General features: G+C 62.7%; 20 protein-coding genes. 12 read left to right on the forward strand and 8 right to left on the reverse strand.

Annotated elements, in window-relative coordinates; translation table 11 throughout:
• Window positions 1-3: 3 nt before the first annotated feature.
• The 9 genes from F624_RS0106025 to F624_RS0106065 are packed head-to-tail and all read left to right on the forward strand — an operon-like array spanning window position 4 to window position 3,363.
• Entirely contained in the window at window positions 4-384 is a 381-nt protein-coding gene (locus F624_RS0106025) for a hypothetical protein (protein ID WP_084679426.1), read from the forward strand.
• Window positions 384-668 (forward strand): hypothetical protein, encoded by a 285-nt coding sequence (locus F624_RS0106030; protein WP_019573375.1) that lies wholly within the window; start codon window positions 384-386, stop codon window positions 666-668. Before F624_RS0106025 ends, F624_RS0106030 begins: the two co-directional genes overlap by 1 nt.
• Window positions 669-725: 57 nt before the next feature.
• Window positions 726-1,085, forward strand: coding sequence for an HNH endonuclease (locus F624_RS0106035; protein ID WP_019573376.1), 360 nt, complete (start codon window positions 726-728; stop codon window positions 1,083-1,085).
• Window positions 1,082-1,576, forward strand: a complete 495-nt coding sequence (locus tag F624_RS0106040; RefSeq protein ID WP_019573377.1) for a glycoside hydrolase family 24 protein — start codon at window positions 1,082-1,084, stop codon at window positions 1,574-1,576. Before F624_RS0106035 ends, F624_RS0106040 begins: the two co-directional genes overlap by 4 nt.
• Window positions 1,573-1,968, forward strand: coding sequence for a ubiquitination-like system serine protease family protein (locus tag F624_RS0106045; protein ID WP_019573378.1), 396 nt, complete (start codon window positions 1,573-1,575; stop codon window positions 1,966-1,968). The genes F624_RS0106040 and F624_RS0106045 overlap by 4 nt, the downstream gene beginning before the upstream one ends.
• The gene (locus F624_RS34715; protein WP_019573379.1) at window positions 1,965-2,114 is read left to right on the forward strand and encodes a hypothetical protein; all 150 of its coding nucleotides are present in this window, start codon (window positions 1,965-1,967) and stop codon (window positions 2,112-2,114) included. Before F624_RS0106045 ends, F624_RS34715 begins: the two co-directional genes overlap by 4 nt.
• A 27-nt stretch (window positions 2,115-2,141) precedes the next feature.
• Entirely contained in the window at window positions 2,142-2,495 is a 354-nt protein-coding gene (locus F624_RS0106055) for a hypothetical protein (protein ID WP_019573380.1), read from the forward strand.
• The gene (locus F624_RS33265) at window positions 2,492-3,124 is read left to right on the forward strand and encodes a lipase family protein (RefSeq protein WP_019573381.1); all 633 of its coding nucleotides are present in this window, start codon (window positions 2,492-2,494) and stop codon (window positions 3,122-3,124) included. The genes F624_RS0106055 and F624_RS33265 overlap by 4 nt, the downstream gene beginning before the upstream one ends.
• A complete protein-coding gene (locus F624_RS0106065) occupies window positions 3,121-3,363 on the forward strand; it encodes a hypothetical protein (protein WP_019573382.1) in 243 nt (80 codons plus the stop codon). Before F624_RS33265 ends, F624_RS0106065 begins: the two co-directional genes overlap by 4 nt.
• Before the next feature lie 41 nt (window positions 3,364-3,404).
• On the opposite strand, the gene F624_RS0106070 is transcribed toward F624_RS0106065, so the two are convergent.
• Window positions 3,405-3,788, reverse strand: a complete 384-nt coding sequence (locus F624_RS0106070; RefSeq protein WP_019573383.1) for a hypothetical protein — start codon at window positions 3,786-3,788, stop codon at window positions 3,405-3,407.
• Window positions 3,789-4,217: 429 nt separating this feature from the next.
• On the opposite strand from F624_RS0106070, the gene F624_RS0106075 reads away from it, so the two are divergent.
• Complete coding sequence (locus F624_RS0106075; RefSeq protein ID WP_019573384.1) at window positions 4,218-4,880, forward strand: hypothetical protein; 663 nt, start codon at window positions 4,218-4,220, stop codon at window positions 4,878-4,880.
• On the opposite strand, the gene F624_RS0106080 is transcribed toward F624_RS0106075, so the two are convergent.
• The 5 genes from F624_RS0106080 to F624_RS0106100 form a co-directional block, all read right to left on the reverse strand.
• Entirely contained in the window at window positions 4,864-6,138 is a 1,275-nt protein-coding gene (locus tag F624_RS0106080; protein WP_019573385.1) for an acyl-CoA dehydrogenase family protein, read from the reverse strand. The two genes, F624_RS0106075 and F624_RS0106080, sit on opposite strands and share 17 nt — an antisense overlap.
• Window positions 6,139-6,227: 89 nt before the next feature.
• Complete coding sequence (locus F624_RS0106085; RefSeq protein ID WP_019573386.1) at window positions 6,228-7,319, reverse strand: phosphotransferase family protein; 1,092 nt, start codon at window positions 7,317-7,319, stop codon at window positions 6,228-6,230.
• Window positions 7,320-7,364: 45 nt separating this feature from the next.
• On the reverse strand, window positions 7,365-8,084 hold the full coding sequence (locus F624_RS0106090; RefSeq protein WP_027478639.1) for a Crp/Fnr family transcriptional regulator: 720 nt from the start codon (window positions 8,082-8,084) through the stop codon (window positions 7,365-7,367).
• A 301-nt stretch (window positions 8,085-8,385) separates the two neighbouring features.
• Entirely contained in the window at window positions 8,386-9,162 is a 777-nt protein-coding gene (locus tag F624_RS0106095; RefSeq protein ID WP_019573388.1) for an oxepin-CoA hydrolase, alternative type, read from the reverse strand.
• 29 nt (window positions 9,163-9,191) lie between these two features.
• On the reverse strand, window positions 9,192-10,712 hold the full coding sequence (locus tag F624_RS0106100) for a 3-hydroxyacyl-CoA dehydrogenase (RefSeq protein WP_031254261.1): 1,521 nt from the start codon (window positions 10,710-10,712) through the stop codon (window positions 9,192-9,194).
• A 70-nt stretch (window positions 10,713-10,782) separates the two neighbouring features.
• On the opposite strand from F624_RS0106100, the gene F624_RS0106110 reads away from it, so the two are divergent.
• Complete coding sequence (locus F624_RS0106110) at window positions 10,783-13,119, forward strand: hypothetical protein (RefSeq protein ID WP_157443345.1); 2,337 nt, start codon at window positions 10,783-10,785, stop codon at window positions 13,117-13,119.
• 96 nt (window positions 13,120-13,215) lie between these two features.
• Here F624_RS0106110 and F624_RS0106115 read toward each other — a convergent pair whose 3' ends face one another.
• A complete protein-coding gene (locus F624_RS0106115; protein WP_019573392.1) occupies window positions 13,216-14,223 on the reverse strand; it encodes a D-2-hydroxyacid dehydrogenase family protein in 1,008 nt (335 codons plus the stop codon).
• A 195-nt stretch (window positions 14,224-14,418) separates the two neighbouring features.
• Here F624_RS0106115 and F624_RS0106120 point away from each other — a divergent pair, with 195 nt between their 5' ends.
• Window positions 14,419-15,699, forward strand: a complete 1,281-nt coding sequence (locus F624_RS0106120; RefSeq protein ID WP_019573393.1) for a tyrosine-type recombinase/integrase — start codon at window positions 14,419-14,421, stop codon at window positions 15,697-15,699.
• Here F624_RS0106120 and F624_RS0106125 read toward each other — a convergent pair.
• Complete coding sequence (locus F624_RS0106125) at window positions 15,688-15,897, reverse strand: helix-turn-helix transcriptional regulator (protein ID WP_245573566.1); 210 nt, start codon at window positions 15,895-15,897, stop codon at window positions 15,688-15,690. The genes F624_RS0106120 and F624_RS0106125 overlap by 12 nt on opposite strands.
• Window positions 15,898-15,950 lie beyond the last annotated feature (53 nt).

The raw sequence follows: 15,950 nt of genomic DNA on the forward strand, positions 1-15,950 counted from the left end.
GCGATGCCTGAACCAACATCCACATCAAGCCTGAGCCTAGCGGCCCTGGCGATTGCCCTGCTCGGCCCAGCCGCCGGGCCTTATGCCGTGATCGTGTTTGCTGCCATGGCCGGCGCGTTCTGGCCGTTGAGCTCGACCACGACACTCACCCGCGTGGCCGGCGCGTGGCTGCTGCTGCGCTGCACCCTGACGGCCGTGATGCTCACCGGTGGTGCGGCCCTGGTGCTGCAACGCGCATACGCCATCCCGGCGCTGGAGTCCCTGGCCCCTCTGGCCTTTGCCATCGGAGCCCTGGGCAACGGCTGGCGGCCCGTGTTCGGCGCGTTGGCTGGGGCCCTGAGTGGCCTGGCCAAGTCGCTGGGCACCAAAGGGGAGGGCCAGTGATGCACCTCCTACTCATCGCCAATGAACTGGCCTTCGGGGCCTTGTTCTACACCGTCTTCTGCCGCTGCATCCGGTGTGACCACACCACCCTGGCCTCAATCCGGCTGGCGTTTCAGATCTTGGGTGCCGTGGGCGCCATGGGCTTCGTGGCTCCACTGATGTGGCCGCACCTGGTCAATTGGCTGGGTGTTGCGCTGGCCCTGGCCATCGTGCTGGTGCAGACCGTCACGGCTCGCTACTGGGTTTCAGGGCCGCCCCGGCAGTTCACGCACTCGCAGCACTGACCCAAAAAACCTCTCACCTAACCGCCTTCGGGCGGTTTTTTCGTTTCTGGAGGCCCCATGGCCATCATCAAACACCTGGTTGACGCCGCCCAGGGCAAGCATCCGCTGTCGGCCGCGCGATCAAGCCACTGGCCGACCGTACGCAAGCAGCACCTTGCCATGAACCCTGTGTGCGCTGTCTGCGGTGGCACCGAGAAGCTGGATGTGCACCACATCCGGCCTTTCCACCTGCATCCGGATCTTGAGCTCAACCCGGACAACCTGATCACCCTCTGCGAGGCGCTGAAGGGCGGCGCGAATTGCCATCTGCTGTTCGGGCATCTGGGCAACTTCAAGAGCTTCAACACTCAGGTGCGTGAGGACGCCAAAGCCTGGGCCGACAAGCTGAAGACTCGGCCGCTGGTGGAGGTCGCATGAGCTCCGACGTCTACCCCAACAGAACCGCCTTCTTGGCCATGATCGGCTGGAGTGAGGGCACCAGGTCCAGCCCGGCCACGAAGCGGGACGGTTATGACGTAATCGTGACGGGCGCCGATGGCAAGCCTGAGGTGTTCACCGATTTCAGTGCGCATCCCTTCGCAGGAGGGCGGGCGCCCAAGGTGATTCGCCCGGGCCTTGCCTCCACCGCCTCTGGCCGTTATCAGCTGCTGCTGAGGTACTGGCTGGCCTATGCCAAGAGCCTGGGCCTGAAAGACTTCAGCCCCGCAAGCCAGGACGCGGTGGCGCTGCAGCAGATCCGTGAGCGCGGGGCCTTGCCGCTGATCGACGCCGGCAACATCACCCTGGCCATCCAGCGCTGCTCGAACATCTGGGCCAGCTTCCCTGGGGCCGGCTACGCCCAGCCGGAGCACAAGATGGATCGGCTCATCGCTGCCTTTGTTGCCGCGGGCGGGAAGGTCGCTCCATGAGCCAGATTTCCCCTCAACTCCGAAGCCTTGAAGGCGACCGGCTCGCTTTCTGGTGCCCTGGCTGCAAGGAATCACACCAGATCGCTATCGGTGAGGGCTCGGGTCCTCGCTGGGGATACAACGGCAACTCCGAGCGCCCAACGTTCACGCCGTCAGTGCTGGTCTGGTGGGACGAGCCAAAGAACATCGGCGACATCGATGCCTTGAACCAGGACATCGCAGAAGCCCGGGCTCGAAGAGAGGCCGGCGCCACCGGCGAAGAGGCCAAGGTGCCCTATGTGTCGAAGCGCTGCCACTCCTTCGTCACTGACGGCCGCATCCAGTTCCTGAGCGACTGCACCCATGAGCTCGCCGGGCAGACGGTCGACCTGCCGCCCTGGCCATCGCAGTGATCCTCGCCGCCCTGGTGCTGCTGCTGGGGCTCCACACCGGCCCCGAACCCTGCCACTGGGCTGCACGCCCACACCTCGCCGCCCAGATCGACAACTGGCGCGGCGCCATCGACGGATTCGACGTTTCCCTGACCTGCCCCTTCTGAGGGGCTTTTTTCATTCTGGAGATCCCCATGAAGCGCTTCCTGCTTTCCATCGTACTGGCCGCCGCCAGCGCCGTTGTCCTGGCCACCCTGCCGGCGTGCACCACCGCCCCCACTGCCAACCAGGTGCAGGCCATCCAGAACGCCTGCGCGGTTGATGCCGGCATCCGCCCGACCGTGACCGTGCTGCTGGCCGTGCCCGGCCTGGCCAAGCCCGAGCAGATCGCTGCCGTGGCTGCCGCGCGCGCCGTGATCGACCCGATCTGCGCCAACCCGAGCGGCACGCCCCAGGCCAACGCTGCCGCCGCACTGGCCGGGGCCACGGGCCAGATTCTGTCCATCGTGACCGACCTGCAAGCCAAGCGGGCAGCCGAGGCGAAATGATCACCACGCTGCAGGCCGTCCAGATGGCGGCCGAGGTGTACGACGCGCCGCCCAGCGCCTGGAATTACTTCTGGGACGCTGACGGCGTGGTGCTTGCCCACCGGGTTGTTGGCGTGGATCACGTCCTGGCCTTCCGGGGCTCTGTGACGGCTCTGGACTGGGCCCGGGATGCTGCGGCAGTTCCTGTTGTCGACCTCGAGGTCGGCATGGTTCATGGGGGATTTTTGGCGGGTCTCGACGGCGCGCTGGCAAAAGCCCTGGCCGTGATCCCGAATGGTGCGCCTATCTCGCTGACAGGGCACAGCCTGGGCGGGGCGCGGGCGCGGATTGCCGCGGCGAAGCTGCTGCTGCGCGGCTGCTGGGTGACGAGTGTGCGGACGTTCGGCAGCCCGAAGCCCGGGTTTGGCCGTCTGGCCAGCATCTTTGCCGGCCGGCCCTGCGTGCACCAGTCCTGGCGGCACGGCGATGATCCGGTGCCCACGCTGCCCCTGGGCACGTTCTGGCGGCATACCGAGCAGTGGCAGGCCATGCCAGACCTGGGCCCGCAGCACCCGGCCGGCGAGGTCGTGGACAACCTGCTGGATCACCGGGTTGCCAACTACGTCAAGGGCATCGCCGCGCTGGCGTGACCCTCAACTGTGTCTCCAAGGTCGGCTTGTTGCCGATCCTTCCCCCTCTGGCCTTCGGGCTGGAGGGGGCTTTTTTCGTTTCTGCGCGGCAAGCCGACCTGCCGAAGATGGGCGGTGAAGTTCGTGGGGGTGCCCGTGAAGGTCAGTTCGGCTTCAACGACCTGATCATGGGGAAGATGGATCGTGCGTGGGATTGGGGTGTTGAAGAGCATTTCAGTCCTTTCGTTGATGAGGACTGAACGATCAGGCACGGTGAGCGCGTTACGTGCACCATGTGAATTCATCCAGGATAGTCGTCATCCTCAGGACTGAACCCAGGCACCGCGTCCACCCTGACCCGGCCCAGCAACTCCAGTGCCACGGCCTCATCCCAGACGCACAGCCACGACTGCCGAAACTTCGAAGGCTTGCCGCGCGACACCCGCGACACCAGCTCGGTCCCGGTGATGTGCATGGCCTCACCACGGATCTGGCAGACCTCGGCGTAATCCAGGCGCTGGATCAAGTCTTGGCCATCTGGCCCCAGCAGCCGAGCCTGCAGCCGTCGGCCTTCGGTGAGGGAGGGTGCCAGCAGCAGATCACCCCGGATGCCGACCCTCAACGTTGGGTCAGTGCCGGCGATCCGGTGGCCGTTGTGGCGGATGCGGTAGACAATGGTGTGCACTGTGCATTTATACAGCACACAAAGACGCAATTTGTGAGTTGAAACCCGCGTCGGTTCGGGGTAACAGCAACGGGTTTATGCGGTTCTGAATACTGTGTTTCTGTACATAGAAACGACGCACCAAAACATGGTGAATACCGCGTGGTTGCTGGAAAGTTGCTCCCGCTTAGAAGGCTGTTGCTCTATCCAACTGAGCTACGGGCAGTCTTGGGCGATCCGTTGGCATTGCTGGGGTAACGCCTGTTCGCCTGGGCCGACAGTGTTTGGCGGCCAGCCTCGGATGATACCGTTGGTTGGCGCTACCACTGCCATGGCTGTGAACTGAATTCGTGCCAGATTCCGTGCCATTGTTGTTGTACACGTTCGTTGACGGCTGCAGGATGCCCCATTTCTGACAAATAATTCATTTTTCAGTGAATTTGAAATGCCATGCTGGAGCGCTTGTCGAAGTTCTTGAAACCCGATCATTCCGCTGCCTTGGGGGCTTGGGCCAAGCGTGAAAGCCTGGCTTTCGAGACCCTTCGCAACGAAGATAGGCTGGTTTGGACCGGACATCTGGATGGGATGGCCATGCGCATGGAGAGCATGCCGCCGCGACGCGACTACCTGAGCGGGCACGAATTGCGCCTGCGCATGAATCTGGATTTGCCGGACCGGCTGTCTCTGATGGTGATGAGTCGCTGGTTGAAGACCCGGCTGGAGCAGCAGGCCTACGAGGGGTATACCGACAAGGTTCGAACCACAGGCAATCTGAAGCTGCACGAAGAGAGCCGATGGCTGGCACTGTTCGGCGAACTGGGGTGGACCACGATGGCGCCGGACCTGTGGGCGCGCTACGCCGTGCTGGGGGAGAGGCGAGAAGAGGCTCAGGCCTGGCTGGAGGGGCCGTTGACGGCGGGCTTGCTGGCCTGGGAGGGGTCGGAGGCGGGCGCCATCCCTTTGGTCATGATGCTGACGCGCGGAAGCCTCTATCTGCGCACCCAGCATGACCGGTCCAAGGTGCAGGAGTTGACCCGCACCTTGGAGCTGGCCCGGCTGGCTTCCAACCGGGCTCAGGTGTTTGCCGGCTTCGGGCTCAGCAGCCTCGTGTGATCGGCATTTCGACTTCGACGGGGCGGGCGGCGTACTTGCCCAGTTCGAGCTTGGCGATGGCGTTGCGGTGCACTTCGTCCGGACCGTCTGCGAAACGCAGGGTGCGGGCGCCGGCGTAGGCGTAGGCCAGCGGGAAGTCGCCGCACATGCCGCCGCCGCCATGCACCTGCATGGCCCAGTCGATGACCTGGCAGGCCATGCTGGGGGCCACGACCTTGATCATGGCGATTTCGGTCTTGGCCACCTTGTTCCCGGCCACGTCCATCATCCAGGCGGCCTTGAGCGTGAGCAGGCGGGCCATGTCGATCTTGCAGCGGGCTTCGGCGATGCGCTCTTGTGTGACGGTCTGCTGTGCCACGGTCTTGCCGAAGGCGGTGCGGGACGAGGCACGGCGGCACATCAGCTCAAGCGCGCGCTCGGCCAGGCCGATCAGGCGCATGCAGTGGTGGATGCGTCCGGGGCCAAGGCGACCTTGGGCGATTTCGAAGCCGCGGCCCTCGCCCAGCAGGATGTTGCCCACCGGGACACGCACGTTCTCGAAGGTCATCTCGACGTGGCCGTGCGGGGCATCGTCATAGCCGAACACCGTGAGCGGTCGCAGGATCTTGATGCCGGGCGCATCGGCGGGCACCACCACCATGCTTTGCTGCGAGTGGCGGGGGGCTTCCGGATCGGTCTTGCCCATGGTGATGAAGACGGCGCAGCGGGGGTCGGCCGCGCCTGAAATCCACCACTTGCGGCCGTTGATGACGTATTCGTCGCCCTGGCGTTCGATGCGGGTTTCGATGTTGGTGGCGTCGCTGGAGGCCACATCGGGTTCGGTCATGGCGAAGGCAGAGCGGATCTTGCCTTCGAGCAGGGGTTTGAGCCAACGTTCACGGATCTCGGACGAGCCGTAACGGGCGATGGTTTCCATGTTGCCGGTGTCGGGGGCTGAGCAGTTGAACACTTCGCTGGCCCAGGGCACTGCGCCCATGATCTCGGCCAGTGGGGCGTATTCCTGGTTGGTCAGGCCCGCACCCTTGTAGCCCGAGGCCTCGGCGGTGTCGACCGGCAGGAACAGGTTCCACAGGCCGGCCGCCTGCGCCTTGGGCTTGAGGTCCTCGATGGTCTTCAAGGCCGACCAGCGTTTGCCGGCGGCCGTGTTGGCCTCGAGTTCGGCGTGGTAGGCGCCCTCGGACGGGTAAATGTACTCGGCCATGAACTGCTTCAGCCGTGCCTGGAGTTCCTTGGTTTTCGGTGAATAGTCAAAGTCCATGTGCTTCTCCTGTTGGATTGATTGGCGCTGTGCCGGTGGCTTCTTGTGGAAAGAACGAAAGATTGAGGTGACGCTGTCTGTTGCGCGGGTCAGCCGCCTGCGCGCTGGGCAAACTGCCAGGCCATCTGGGCCAGGGGGCGTGCACCGGCCGCCGAGCTGACGGCCTGCGCGCTGGAGGCCGTGCCGGTCTCCACGCGTTTGGCAATGCCTTGCAGAATCGCGGCGAGGCGAAACAGGTTGTAGGCCAGGTAGAAGTTCCAGTCGGCCTTGAGGGCCTCGGGGGTGGTGAGGCCGGTCCGCTCGCAGTACAGGCGGATGTATTCGTCTTCTGTGGGAATGCCCAGGCTTTGAACGTCCAGCCCGCCAATGCCACGGAAAGAGCCGGGCGGGATGTGCCAGGCCATGCAGTGGTAGCTGAAGTCGGCCAAAGGATGGCCCAGGGTGGAGAGCTCCCAGTCGAGCACGGCCAAGACCCGTGGTTCGGTGGGGTGGAACATCAGGTTGTCGAGCCGGTAGTCGCCATGCACGATGGAGACCATGTTCTCGTCACGCGCCGCAGCCGGGATGTTGGCAGGCAGCCAGGCCATCAACTGGTCCATCTCGGGGATGGGCTGGGTGATGGAGGCCACGTACTGCTTGCTCCAGCGGCCGATCTGGCGCTCGAAATAGTTGCCCGGCTTGCCGTAGGCGGCCAGGCCGCGGTCAGCAAACTTGACGGTGTGCAGGGCCGAGATCACACGGTTCATCTCGAGGTAGATCTCGCGGCGCTGTTCGGGCGTCATGCCCGGCAAGGACTGGTCCCACATCACGCGCCCATCCACAAACTCCATGACGTAGAAGGCGCGGCCGATGATGGATTCGTCTTCGCACAGGCAGTGCATCTGGGCCACCGGCACGTCAGTGCCTGCGAGACCGGTCATGACGGCGAACTCGCGTTCGATGGCATGGGCCGAGGGCAACAGCTTGGCCACGGGGCCGGGCTTGGCGCGCATCACATAGGAGCGCTTCGGCGTGAGCAGCTTGTAGGTGGGGTTGGACTGGCCGCCCTTGAACATCTCGACGCTCAGCGGGCCCTCGAACCCGGGCAGGTGCTGGCTCAACCACTGCGACAGGGCCGCGGTGTCGATGGCGTGCTGGTCTGTCACGGGGCGCGTGCCAACAAAGTGTTCGTAGTTGCTCATGGGCGGGTGTTTGTCTCTTTGGGTTTCAGGGGCAGGGCGGCTGGATCAGAGGTCGCTGTCGGCGATGCGCATCAGCGCATCGCGGTCACGCACGATCAGGCCTCCCGGTTCGATGCGGATCGCGTCTTCGCGCTCCATGGCTTTCAGTTCCTGGTTGACGCGCTGACGCGAGGCCCCCAGCAACTGGGCCAGTTCTTCTTGTGCCAGGTGCAGGCTGATGCGCATTTCGCGACCATCCGACAGGCTGGGCACGCCGTAGCTGCGCACCAAGTGCACCAATTGCTTGGCCAGGCGCGCACGCAGGGGCAGTGTGTTGAGGTCTTCCACCAGCCCGAACAGCTGCCGTATGCGCCGCGCATGCAGTCGCAGCATGGCTTCGTACAGTTCCACGTGCATGGCCAGGATCTTCTTGAAGTCGGCCTTGGCCACGCAAAGGATGGTGGTGTCGCCATGCGCATAGGCATCGTGCGTGCGCCGGTCCCCATCGAAGATGGCCACGTCGCCAAACCAGATTCCGGGCTCGACGTAGGTCAGCGTGATCTGCTTGCCCGAGATCGAGGTGGAACTCACCCGCACGGCACCCTTGGCACAGGCGATCCACTCTTCCGGTGGGTCGCCCCGTGCTGCAATCAGCTCGCCGTCGCGGTATCGCTTCACGTATGCGCATCGGAGTATGTCGTGCCGGAGTGAGGGTGAAAGGGATGAGAACCAGCGACCTGAGTTGATCGCTTCACGTTCTTCGATATTAAGAATCGGGTCGTCCATGGCCTGTCTTTTGCGTGACTGAAAACAGGCTCATTGTCGCGTCTGGGACCGGCGCGATCCCACAGGGTTGTCACCTGCGTGTCTGGTCGGATCGCACGCTTTGGAGGCGGGCGAAGGCCACATCCGATGGCGGTGATGGGGGACGGAGTTTGCCGGCGCGCACCCCTTGCTCAGTCATTGGCAACTGGGGCGAAGTGGGGCCGGCAGCAGGCTCTGCGTCAGGCTGCCTGCCCGATGCGCGATCACCCTCGGTGCAGTGGGTGGCGCGAGGCCTGGCTCTGCGTGATCGGTGAGGGCGCGATCAGTAGCGCGGCGTGGTCTTGTTCAGAAAGGCATCGATGCCGATACCTGCATTGATGTGGTGCAGATTGCGCACAAAGTGGTCTCGTTCAGCCTCGAGATGGTGGGTCAACGTGTGCTCACCGGCCTCGTTGATCAGGTCCTTGATGCTGGCCAGTGCGTTGGGTGCGCGCGCGTTGAGGCGTTCGGCCCATTGCAGGGCATCTTGGAGGGCTTGGCCGGGTTCGCTGACATGGTTCACCAGGCCATGCTGCTGCAGTGCGCTGGCCGAGATGCGGTTGCCGAACATCAGCAGCTCCGTGACGAGTTGTCGTGGCAAGGCCCGCGCCAAGCTCCAGCTGCCGCCACCGTCTGGCGAGAGGGCGATGCTGCTGTAGGCCATGACGAACTGGGCGTCGCGTGCGGCCAGCACGAAATCGCAGGCCAGCGCCAGTGAAAAGCCGGCGCCCGCGGCGGCCCCTTCGACGGCCGCCAGCACCGGCTTGGGGAACAGTCGGATGGCCTCGATCCAAGTGTGCAGCCCTTCGATGCTTTCGGCCTGCACGGCTGGCGGCTGTTGTCGGTTGGCCTGCAGCCGCTGCAGGTTGCCGCCGGCACAGAACCAGGGGCCCGCCCCCGTGATGACCACCGAACGCACATCCGGGCTGCGTTCAGCCCCATTGAGGGCTTCGACACCGGCCACATAGATCTCGGGACCGAGTGCATTGCGGAACTCGGGGTTGTGCAGGGTCAGGATCAGGGTCTGTCCCTGGCTGGTGCTTTGCAGTTCGGCGGGCATGGTTCGGTGGTGTGCTGATGAGCGTAGGCTCAGGACTCGACGTGGCTCAGGCTCAGGCCGATGGCACCGCGGCGGCGCAGCCAGGGGCTGGGGCGGTAGCGCTGGTCGCCGTACACGGTCTGCATGTTGAACAGCACCTCCAGCACGTTGGTGGGGCCGTAACGGTCTCCCATGGCGAGCGGGCCCATGGGGTAGCCCAGACCCAGGGTGACTGCCAGTTCCAGGTCACGTGGGCTGCAGATGCCTTGCTGGCAGATGTCGGTGGCGATGTTGATGATGGTGGCCACCACCCGCTGGGTGACGAAGCCGCCGCTGTCGCGGATCACGCTCACGGCCTTGCCGTCCCGGGCAAACAGCGCATGCGCGGCGTCGCGCATGTCGGCGCGGGTGGCCGGGTTGGTGGCCAGCACACGCCGCTTGGTGCTGGCGTCGTCAACCAGCATGTCGATGCCCACGGTGCGGCTGGGGTCCAGCCGTTCGACCACGGCCACCGTGGTCACGTCGAAGCCCAGTGGCGCCACCAGGGTGAGCGCTTGCGGTGATGGTGAGGCGCCGGTTTCGATGGTCGCACCCAGGTCCTTCAGCAGTTGGTACAGCTCAGCCCGCCGTGCGGCACGGCTGGAAACCCACACGGGTGGCATCTCGTGAACCTGGGGCACCGGGGGCTCGGGTGGCCATTGGGCTTGCTGGCCCTCATAGCGGTAGAAGCCCTGACCGGTTTTGCGGCCCAGCATGCCGCCAGCCAAACGCTGTGCGGTGATGACGCTGGGTCGATAGCGGGCCTCTTCGTAGTACTGCTTGTAGATCGACTCCATCACCGGGTGCGACACGTCCAGTGCGGTCAGGTCCAGCAACTCGAACGGGCCCAGCTTGAAGCCCACCTGGTCTTTCAGGATGCGGTCGATGGTGGCGAAGTCGGCCACGCCCTCCGACACGATGCGCAAGGCTTCGGTACCGTAGCCGCGGCCGGCGTGGTTGACGATGAAGCCGGGGGTGTCTTGAGCGGCCACCGGCGTGTGGCCCATCTGCCGGGCGTAGTCGCTGAGTGCCGAGCAGATTTGCGGTGTGGTGGCCAGGCCGGCAATGACCTCCACCACCTTCATCAACGGAACCGGGTTGAAGAAATGGTAGCCGGCCACCCGGCCTGGGTGGGTGCAGGCGGCGGCAATGGCTGTGATCGAGAGAGACGAGGTGTTGCTGGCCAACACGCATTCGGCGTCGACCACGGCCTCCAAATCGCGCAACAGGGCGCGTTTGGCTTCGAGGCTTTCGACAATGGCTTCGATGACCAGTTGGCAACTGGCCAATTCAGTCAGGCTTTCTGCAACATGCAGCTGGCTTTGATATTGCTGCAACTGCTCCGGGCTGATTCGACCCTTGTCTGCCAATTTTTGCCACTGATTGCCAATTTCTTCACGCGCCGATTGGGCTGCGCCGTGCTTGGCATCGAACAAATACACTTGACTGCCGGCCTGAGCAGCCATCTGTGCAATGCCTCGCCCCATGGCGCCACTGCCCACGATTGCAACGCTTTGGTAAATAATTTTCATGATTGAATTATCCCTTGCTTGGGGATTGGAAGCCTTGTGCCAGAATCTGCGATAAAGCAAACACGAAATTGTGAAAATACGTAAGATTTTCGTCGGGGTGCCCCTGTTGGCGCTGGCTGGTAGCAGTTTTGCTCTCAGTCTTGGGAACGTGCGCGGCAACGCCGTCCTGGGGCAGGCGCTTTCGCTGTCCTTTGAGTTGAAACTCGAGTCTGGCGAGGATGTGGATGCGGGTTGTCTGCGTGTTCAACTGGCCCAAGGTGACACCCGCATTGATGGCTCGCGTGTGACGCTGGCGATTTCCGGCAATGCGGGCGACCGTGTGGTGCGCCTTCGATCCAATGTCCCTGTTGACGAGCCCGTGGTCACGGTGACCTTGACGGCAAGCTGTGATCAGCAAGTCACCCGTCGCTATGTCTTGTTGACCGAGCTTCCGCAGGACCCGCGTGCAGTGTGGTCAGCAGGGGGCGCGCCCGCAGTGGCTGCAGCAGCTTCGGTGTCGATGCCAAAGAGCCCCGACGCGGTCGCAATACCTGCTCAGATTGGCTCGAGCGAAGCGCGTGGTCCGCGCGATGCCTTGTCCGGCAACGGTGGGGACCGCGCCCTGCGCGCATCGCGCCATGAGGCCTCCAAAGAGGCTACCGCAAAGAAGCCTGCGGTTCCACAAGTGGCCAAGGCTCGACTCAAGTTGGATTCTCCGGTGGACTCGATTGAGCGCGCCGTGGGTTTGAAGCCTTCTCCCATGCTCAGTGTTGTGCCGCAAGAGGGGGCATCGCCGCAGCGGGCGCAAGCCTTGGCTGCGTGGGCATCGTTGAATCGATCGTTGGAGCAGATCCTTGCCGACACAGATGATCGGGCGCGATTGGAGGCGGAGAACAAGCGCCTCAGATCTGTTGACAGACAGGCTCAGGCCCAACTGAACGAGTTGAAGAGCCGCTTGGCTGAGGCGGAGGATGAGCGCTACACCAACCCCGTGGTTTACGGGCTGGCCGGATTGGTATTTCTCCTGCTCGGCTTGGGGGCCTATGCTGGCCTGCGCCTGAAGCGCGGCGCCGGGGGGAGGCCGACAGGGGTTGTGGTCGCCAAGACCGCTCGAAAGGGCAAAGCCCCTTGGTGGCAGGCAGGGCTCAAGTCGAAGCAGGATGCAGAAGCAGGCGCGTCGGTGCTGCCTGAGCCGGCGCTCGCAGTGCCGGCGCATGCCCCGGCATCCGGGGGGGCCAGACCGATCATGGCTGAGGTGGCCAAGCCTGCGTTTCTCTCGTCCATGTCGGGTGTGCATGTTGACCTCGACTTGAGCGAATCGGCTTTTCAGCGGCTTGAAAGCATGGGCAAGGCGACAACAGCGGCACCGAAATCACCGACTGATTTCCTGAAGTCGGAGTTGCGTCCCGCCAGCTCTGCTGATTTGGCGGGTGTTCCATTGCCAGGGGGCGGCTCCAAGCCGCCCCTGGATCTGTTCGATGTCCAGCAGCACGCAGAGTTTTTTGTCTCGCTCGGCCAATACGACGAGGCCATCGCCGTTCTGCAAACCTATATCGACCAGTATCCGGAAAGCACGCCTCTGGCGTACCTCGATCTGCTGAAAATTCACCATACACTCAGCCACACCGGGGAGTACGCCCGGTTGCGAGAGCGGTTCAATCAGATCTTCAGTGCCGAAGTGCCGCCTTTCAGCGCGTTCTCAAAGGCTGGCAAGGGCCTGGAGGCCTATCCTCGCACCTTGTCCTATCTTGAAAAGGTCTGGGGCAGCCCGGGTGCGTTGATGGCCGTGGAGGATGCGGTCTTTCATGCCCACGCAGTCTCAATTGGCGAATTCTTCGACCTGGACGCCTTCAAGGATCTGCTTGTATTGCAGGCCGTGGCCCGCCAGCTTGATCAGGAGGTGCGCAGCGATGGCGCCTCGGGTGTCAGCAGTTCGCGTCTGCAGTCCGGTGATTTGTCGTCTGCATTTCAGACGGTGCGTGACTCTCAATTTGCTTCTGCGCCTGGGCAGATTCCGGCGGAATTCATGCCGGTGGAGCCGATCTCGGGTTTCGGTCCTTCCACCCAGTCATCGGGCCCCGACAGCGTGATGAATCTCGATCTGGACCTGAGCGACATGGAGGCGGCTCTTGCCCCCGTCAGAGCGTCGACCGATGTGCTCGTCACAGGGGCTGGCCAGGGGGGCGATGCAGGCGCGCAGGCCGCCGAATTGCGCTCCCCCCTGGACTCTCCTTTTGATTCGCCCCTCGACTCGCCCTTGGACTCTCCGCTGGATTTCTCGTTGGACGGCACGGGGCTGGTTGAACTCGATCGCATGCCCGTGACCATGCCGGTTGAATCGACGACCATCGAAGACAGCAACCTGATCGACTTCGATTTGTTCGAGGCTGATCTCGGCAAGTCCATCTCGAAATCTGACAAGCTTTGAGTTGTGGCCGTTGTGGCCCGGGCGCGCCTTGACGCATCTGCCCCGTTCACCGACGCTCAGTGCCGAATACCTTTCGGGTGGACGGGGCTTGGGTGGTCAGCGGCGGACCTGCAATGCACCAGGGTTGACAATGTTGGTGGGCGTGCCCCGGATGTAGTTCACCAGATTGTCGAAGGCCGCGCCGAAGTACAACTCGTAGCTGTCGAGTTCCACATAGCCGATGTGGGGCGTGCAAACGCAGTTTTCCAGCCTTAGAAGCGCATGTCCTTGCAAAATGGGCTCGCTTTCGAATACATCCACGGCGGCCATGCCAGGGCGACCCCGATTCAGAGCCGCAATCAAGGCATCAGCTTCCAGCAGTTCGGCGCGTGAGGTGTTGACGATCAGCGAGCTGGGCTTCATGCGCGACAGGTCTTCCAGCGTCACGATGCCGCGGGTCTCGTCATTCAGACGCAGGTGCAGGCTCAACACATCACACTGCTCGAAGAATTCCTCCCGGCTATTGGCGGCTTGGTAGCCGTCCGACAAGGCCTGGGCACGCGATGCCTCACGTCCCCAGACACGCACATTCATGCCAAACGCGGCGCCATAGCTGGCGACCAACTGGCCAATCTTGCCGTAACCCCAGATGCCCAAGGTCTTGCCCCGCAGCACATTGCCCAGACCAAAGTTGGGTGGCATGGAGGCAGATTTCAGCCCCGACTGCTGCCATGCGCCATGTTTGAGGTTGGCGATGTACTGAGGCAGTCGCCTCATACTGGTCATGATCAGCGCCCAGGTCAGCTCAGCAGGCGCGACCGGCGAACCGACGCCTTCTGCCACCGCAATACCTTTCTCGGTGCAGGCGCCGACATCGATATGGCTGCCCACCCGTCCCGTCTGGGAGATCAGCCTGAGCTTGGGGAGCTTCTCGATCAATTGGCGGGTGATGTGGGTCCGCTCCCGAATCAGCACAATGACTTCCGCATCCTTGAGCCGCACGGACAGCTGCCCAAGGCCTTTCACCGTGTTGGTGTAGACCTTGGCGGAGAAGGGGTCCAGGCGTGCCGCGCAATTGAGTTTGCGCACTGCGTCTTGGTAGTCGTCCAGAATCACAATGTTCATGGGTTCTTTTTGTCTTGTAAGCCGTTGATTTGAAACGAAATCGGCATGTAAGCCGTTGAATATCAAAGGATTTCTGATTTCCGGCCAGCCCTGATGATCCGCGTGAGAATGTGCAAATTGGTAGGACTCCAAAGACTTTGGCGTAGGTTTGGCGTAGGTTTGTAAAATCACGCCAAGCAAAAACGGGGGGAGCCCTTGAAATTCGATGCTCGCACAGCAAAAGCTATGAATCCTGGTGAGTCTATCGCCTTCGACGAGGTGAAGGGATTACGCCTTGAGGCAACTGCGACAAAGCGCACATGGATCTATCGCTTCAAGAGTCCGGTGGACGGCCGTATGCGTCAAGTCAAGATCGGCGAATGGCCGGCGATGGGCTGGATCAATGCAGTCACCAGGTGGCAAGAGCTCAAAGACCTTCGAGCCTCTGGCGTAGATCCTGCGCTGGACAAAAAAAAGCTACGCCGACAAGCCGAGGAGGAGGCCGCCATCAAGGTCACCACGGTGGCTGATGTCGTTGAAGCCTATGCCAAAGGTCACCTGGCAAATAACCGTGAGCCGAAAGGGGCTGTTGCTGTTGCGCAGCGACTCAGGCGCGCTACAGCGCCGTTTGCCTCGATGCCGGCGGCCGAGGTCAGCCGGAAGATGGTTTTTGAACTGATGTCCAGCCTGGCGGGTACAGCCGTTCTTGCCAAGTCGGTAAAAGCTGAGCTTGGCGCGGCATGGAACATAGCCATGGACGCAGGCCTGCTGCCGGATGAGACGCCCAACTGGTGGCGGCAGGTGTCTGGCCCAAAGATGAAGTCCAAGGGGGCAATGCGAGATGGGGTGAGGAAGGGGACTGCGAAGCGAGTACTGTCGGTCCCGGAGGTGGGGACGCTGCTTCGCGAAGACATTGGCCTGATGAGCGAGGCCGTGCGGGACGTGGTGCTGCTCTACCTGTGGACATGCAGCCGAGGTGTAGAGCTGGTCCAGATGCATGCCAGCCAGGTGACCAAAGAAGAGGATGGAGTGTGGTGGACCCTGCCAAAGAGACTCACCAAGAATCGACACATTGAATCAGCAACTGACCATCGTGTGCCCTTGGTCGGCAGAGCGCTGGAGGTGGTCAATCGCAGGATGGAGAAATTTCAGGGTGGATATCTGTTCCCTAGAACGACAAAGCAGGGGGTGAAAACGCACCTGCTACAGGTCAACGTAGGGTCTCCGATCCATTTCCGGATGCCTTACAGCAAGTCCAGGCCAGACATCACAAGGGAACGATTCCAAGTGACGCACTGGTCGCCCCATGATCTGAGGCGAACAGGGAGAACGTTGCTCGCATCTCTGGGATGCCCCAACGAGATCGCAGAGGCCATCATTGGGCACGTTCAGCCCGGCATTGTGGGCACCTACAACCTGTACCACTACGACAAGGAAAAGAGGCATTGGCTGGGCCTCCTTTCCGCCAGGCTTGAAGAGATTGCATCAGCGGTTTGAGTGGCCAGTGTTCTCCGGCGGCAGGATGTCCGACACTGGCCGGCCCTCGGCCCATTCCTTGACCTCCCTCACCAGCCAGCCAACTCGGCGATTCGACAGGCGACGCGGTTTTGGGAACTCGCCCTGGTTCGCCATCTTGTAGATGACGTCCTCAGACAGGCTGATGAATTTGGAAACCTCTTCACGGGAGAGGTACATGGGTTCAATGGAGATGGTAGGCATGGTGCTTGAATTGGTTGGGCCCGCATTGC

The sequence above is a fragment of the Curvibacter lanceolatus ATCC 14669 genome, from assembly GCF_000381265.1.
Lineage (GTDB): Bacteria > Pseudomonadota > Gammaproteobacteria > Burkholderiales > Burkholderiaceae_C > Curvibacter > Curvibacter lanceolatus.

Excerpts from the sequence above, each read along its gene's own strand:
- F624_RS0106100 (WP_031254261.1), bottom strand. The coding sequence starts at position 10,712 with ATGAAAATTATTTACCAAAGCGTTGCAATCGTGGGCAGTGGCGCCATG.
- F624_RS0106085 (WP_019573386.1), bottom strand. The coding sequence starts at position 7,319 with ATGAGCAACTACGAACACTTTGTTGGCACGCGCCCCGTGACAGACCAG.
- F624_RS0106125 (WP_245573566.1), bottom strand. The coding sequence starts at position 15,897 with ATGTACCTCTCCCGTGAAGAGGTTTCCAAATTCATCAGCCTGTCTGAG.
- F624_RS0106090 (WP_027478639.1), bottom strand. The coding sequence starts at position 8,084 with ATGGACGACCCGATTCTTAATATCGAAGAACGTGAAGCGATCAACTCA.
- F624_RS0106055 (WP_019573380.1), top strand. The coding sequence starts at position 2,142 with ATGAAGCGCTTCCTGCTTTCCATCGTACTGGCCGCCGCCAGCGCCGTT.
- F624_RS0106095 (WP_019573388.1), bottom strand. The coding sequence starts at position 9,162 with ATGCCCGCCGAACTGCAAAGCACCAGCCAGGGACAGACCCTGATCCTG.
- F624_RS0106035 (WP_019573376.1), top strand. The coding sequence starts at position 726 with ATGGCCATCATCAAACACCTGGTTGACGCCGCCCAGGGCAAGCATCCG.
- F624_RS0106025 (WP_084679426.1), top strand. The coding sequence starts at position 4 with ATGCCTGAACCAACATCCACATCAAGCCTGAGCCTAGCGGCCCTGGCG.
- F624_RS0106115 (WP_019573392.1), bottom strand. The coding sequence starts at position 14,223 with ATGAACATTGTGATTCTGGACGACTACCAAGACGCAGTGCGCAAACTC.
- F624_RS0106080 (WP_019573385.1), bottom strand. The coding sequence starts at position 6,138 with ATGGACTTTGACTATTCACCGAAAACCAAGGAACTCCAGGCACGGCTG.
- F624_RS0106040 (WP_019573377.1), top strand. The coding sequence starts at position 1,082 with ATGAGCTCCGACGTCTACCCCAACAGAACCGCCTTCTTGGCCATGATC.
- F624_RS0106030 (WP_019573375.1), top strand. The coding sequence starts at position 384 with ATGCACCTCCTACTCATCGCCAATGAACTGGCCTTCGGGGCCTTGTTC.
- F624_RS0106075 (WP_019573384.1), top strand. The coding sequence starts at position 4,218 with ATGCTGGAGCGCTTGTCGAAGTTCTTGAAACCCGATCATTCCGCTGCC.
- F624_RS0106045 (WP_019573378.1), top strand. The coding sequence starts at position 1,573 with ATGAGCCAGATTTCCCCTCAACTCCGAAGCCTTGAAGGCGACCGGCTC.
- F624_RS33265 (WP_019573381.1), top strand. The coding sequence starts at position 2,492 with ATGATCACCACGCTGCAGGCCGTCCAGATGGCGGCCGAGGTGTACGAC.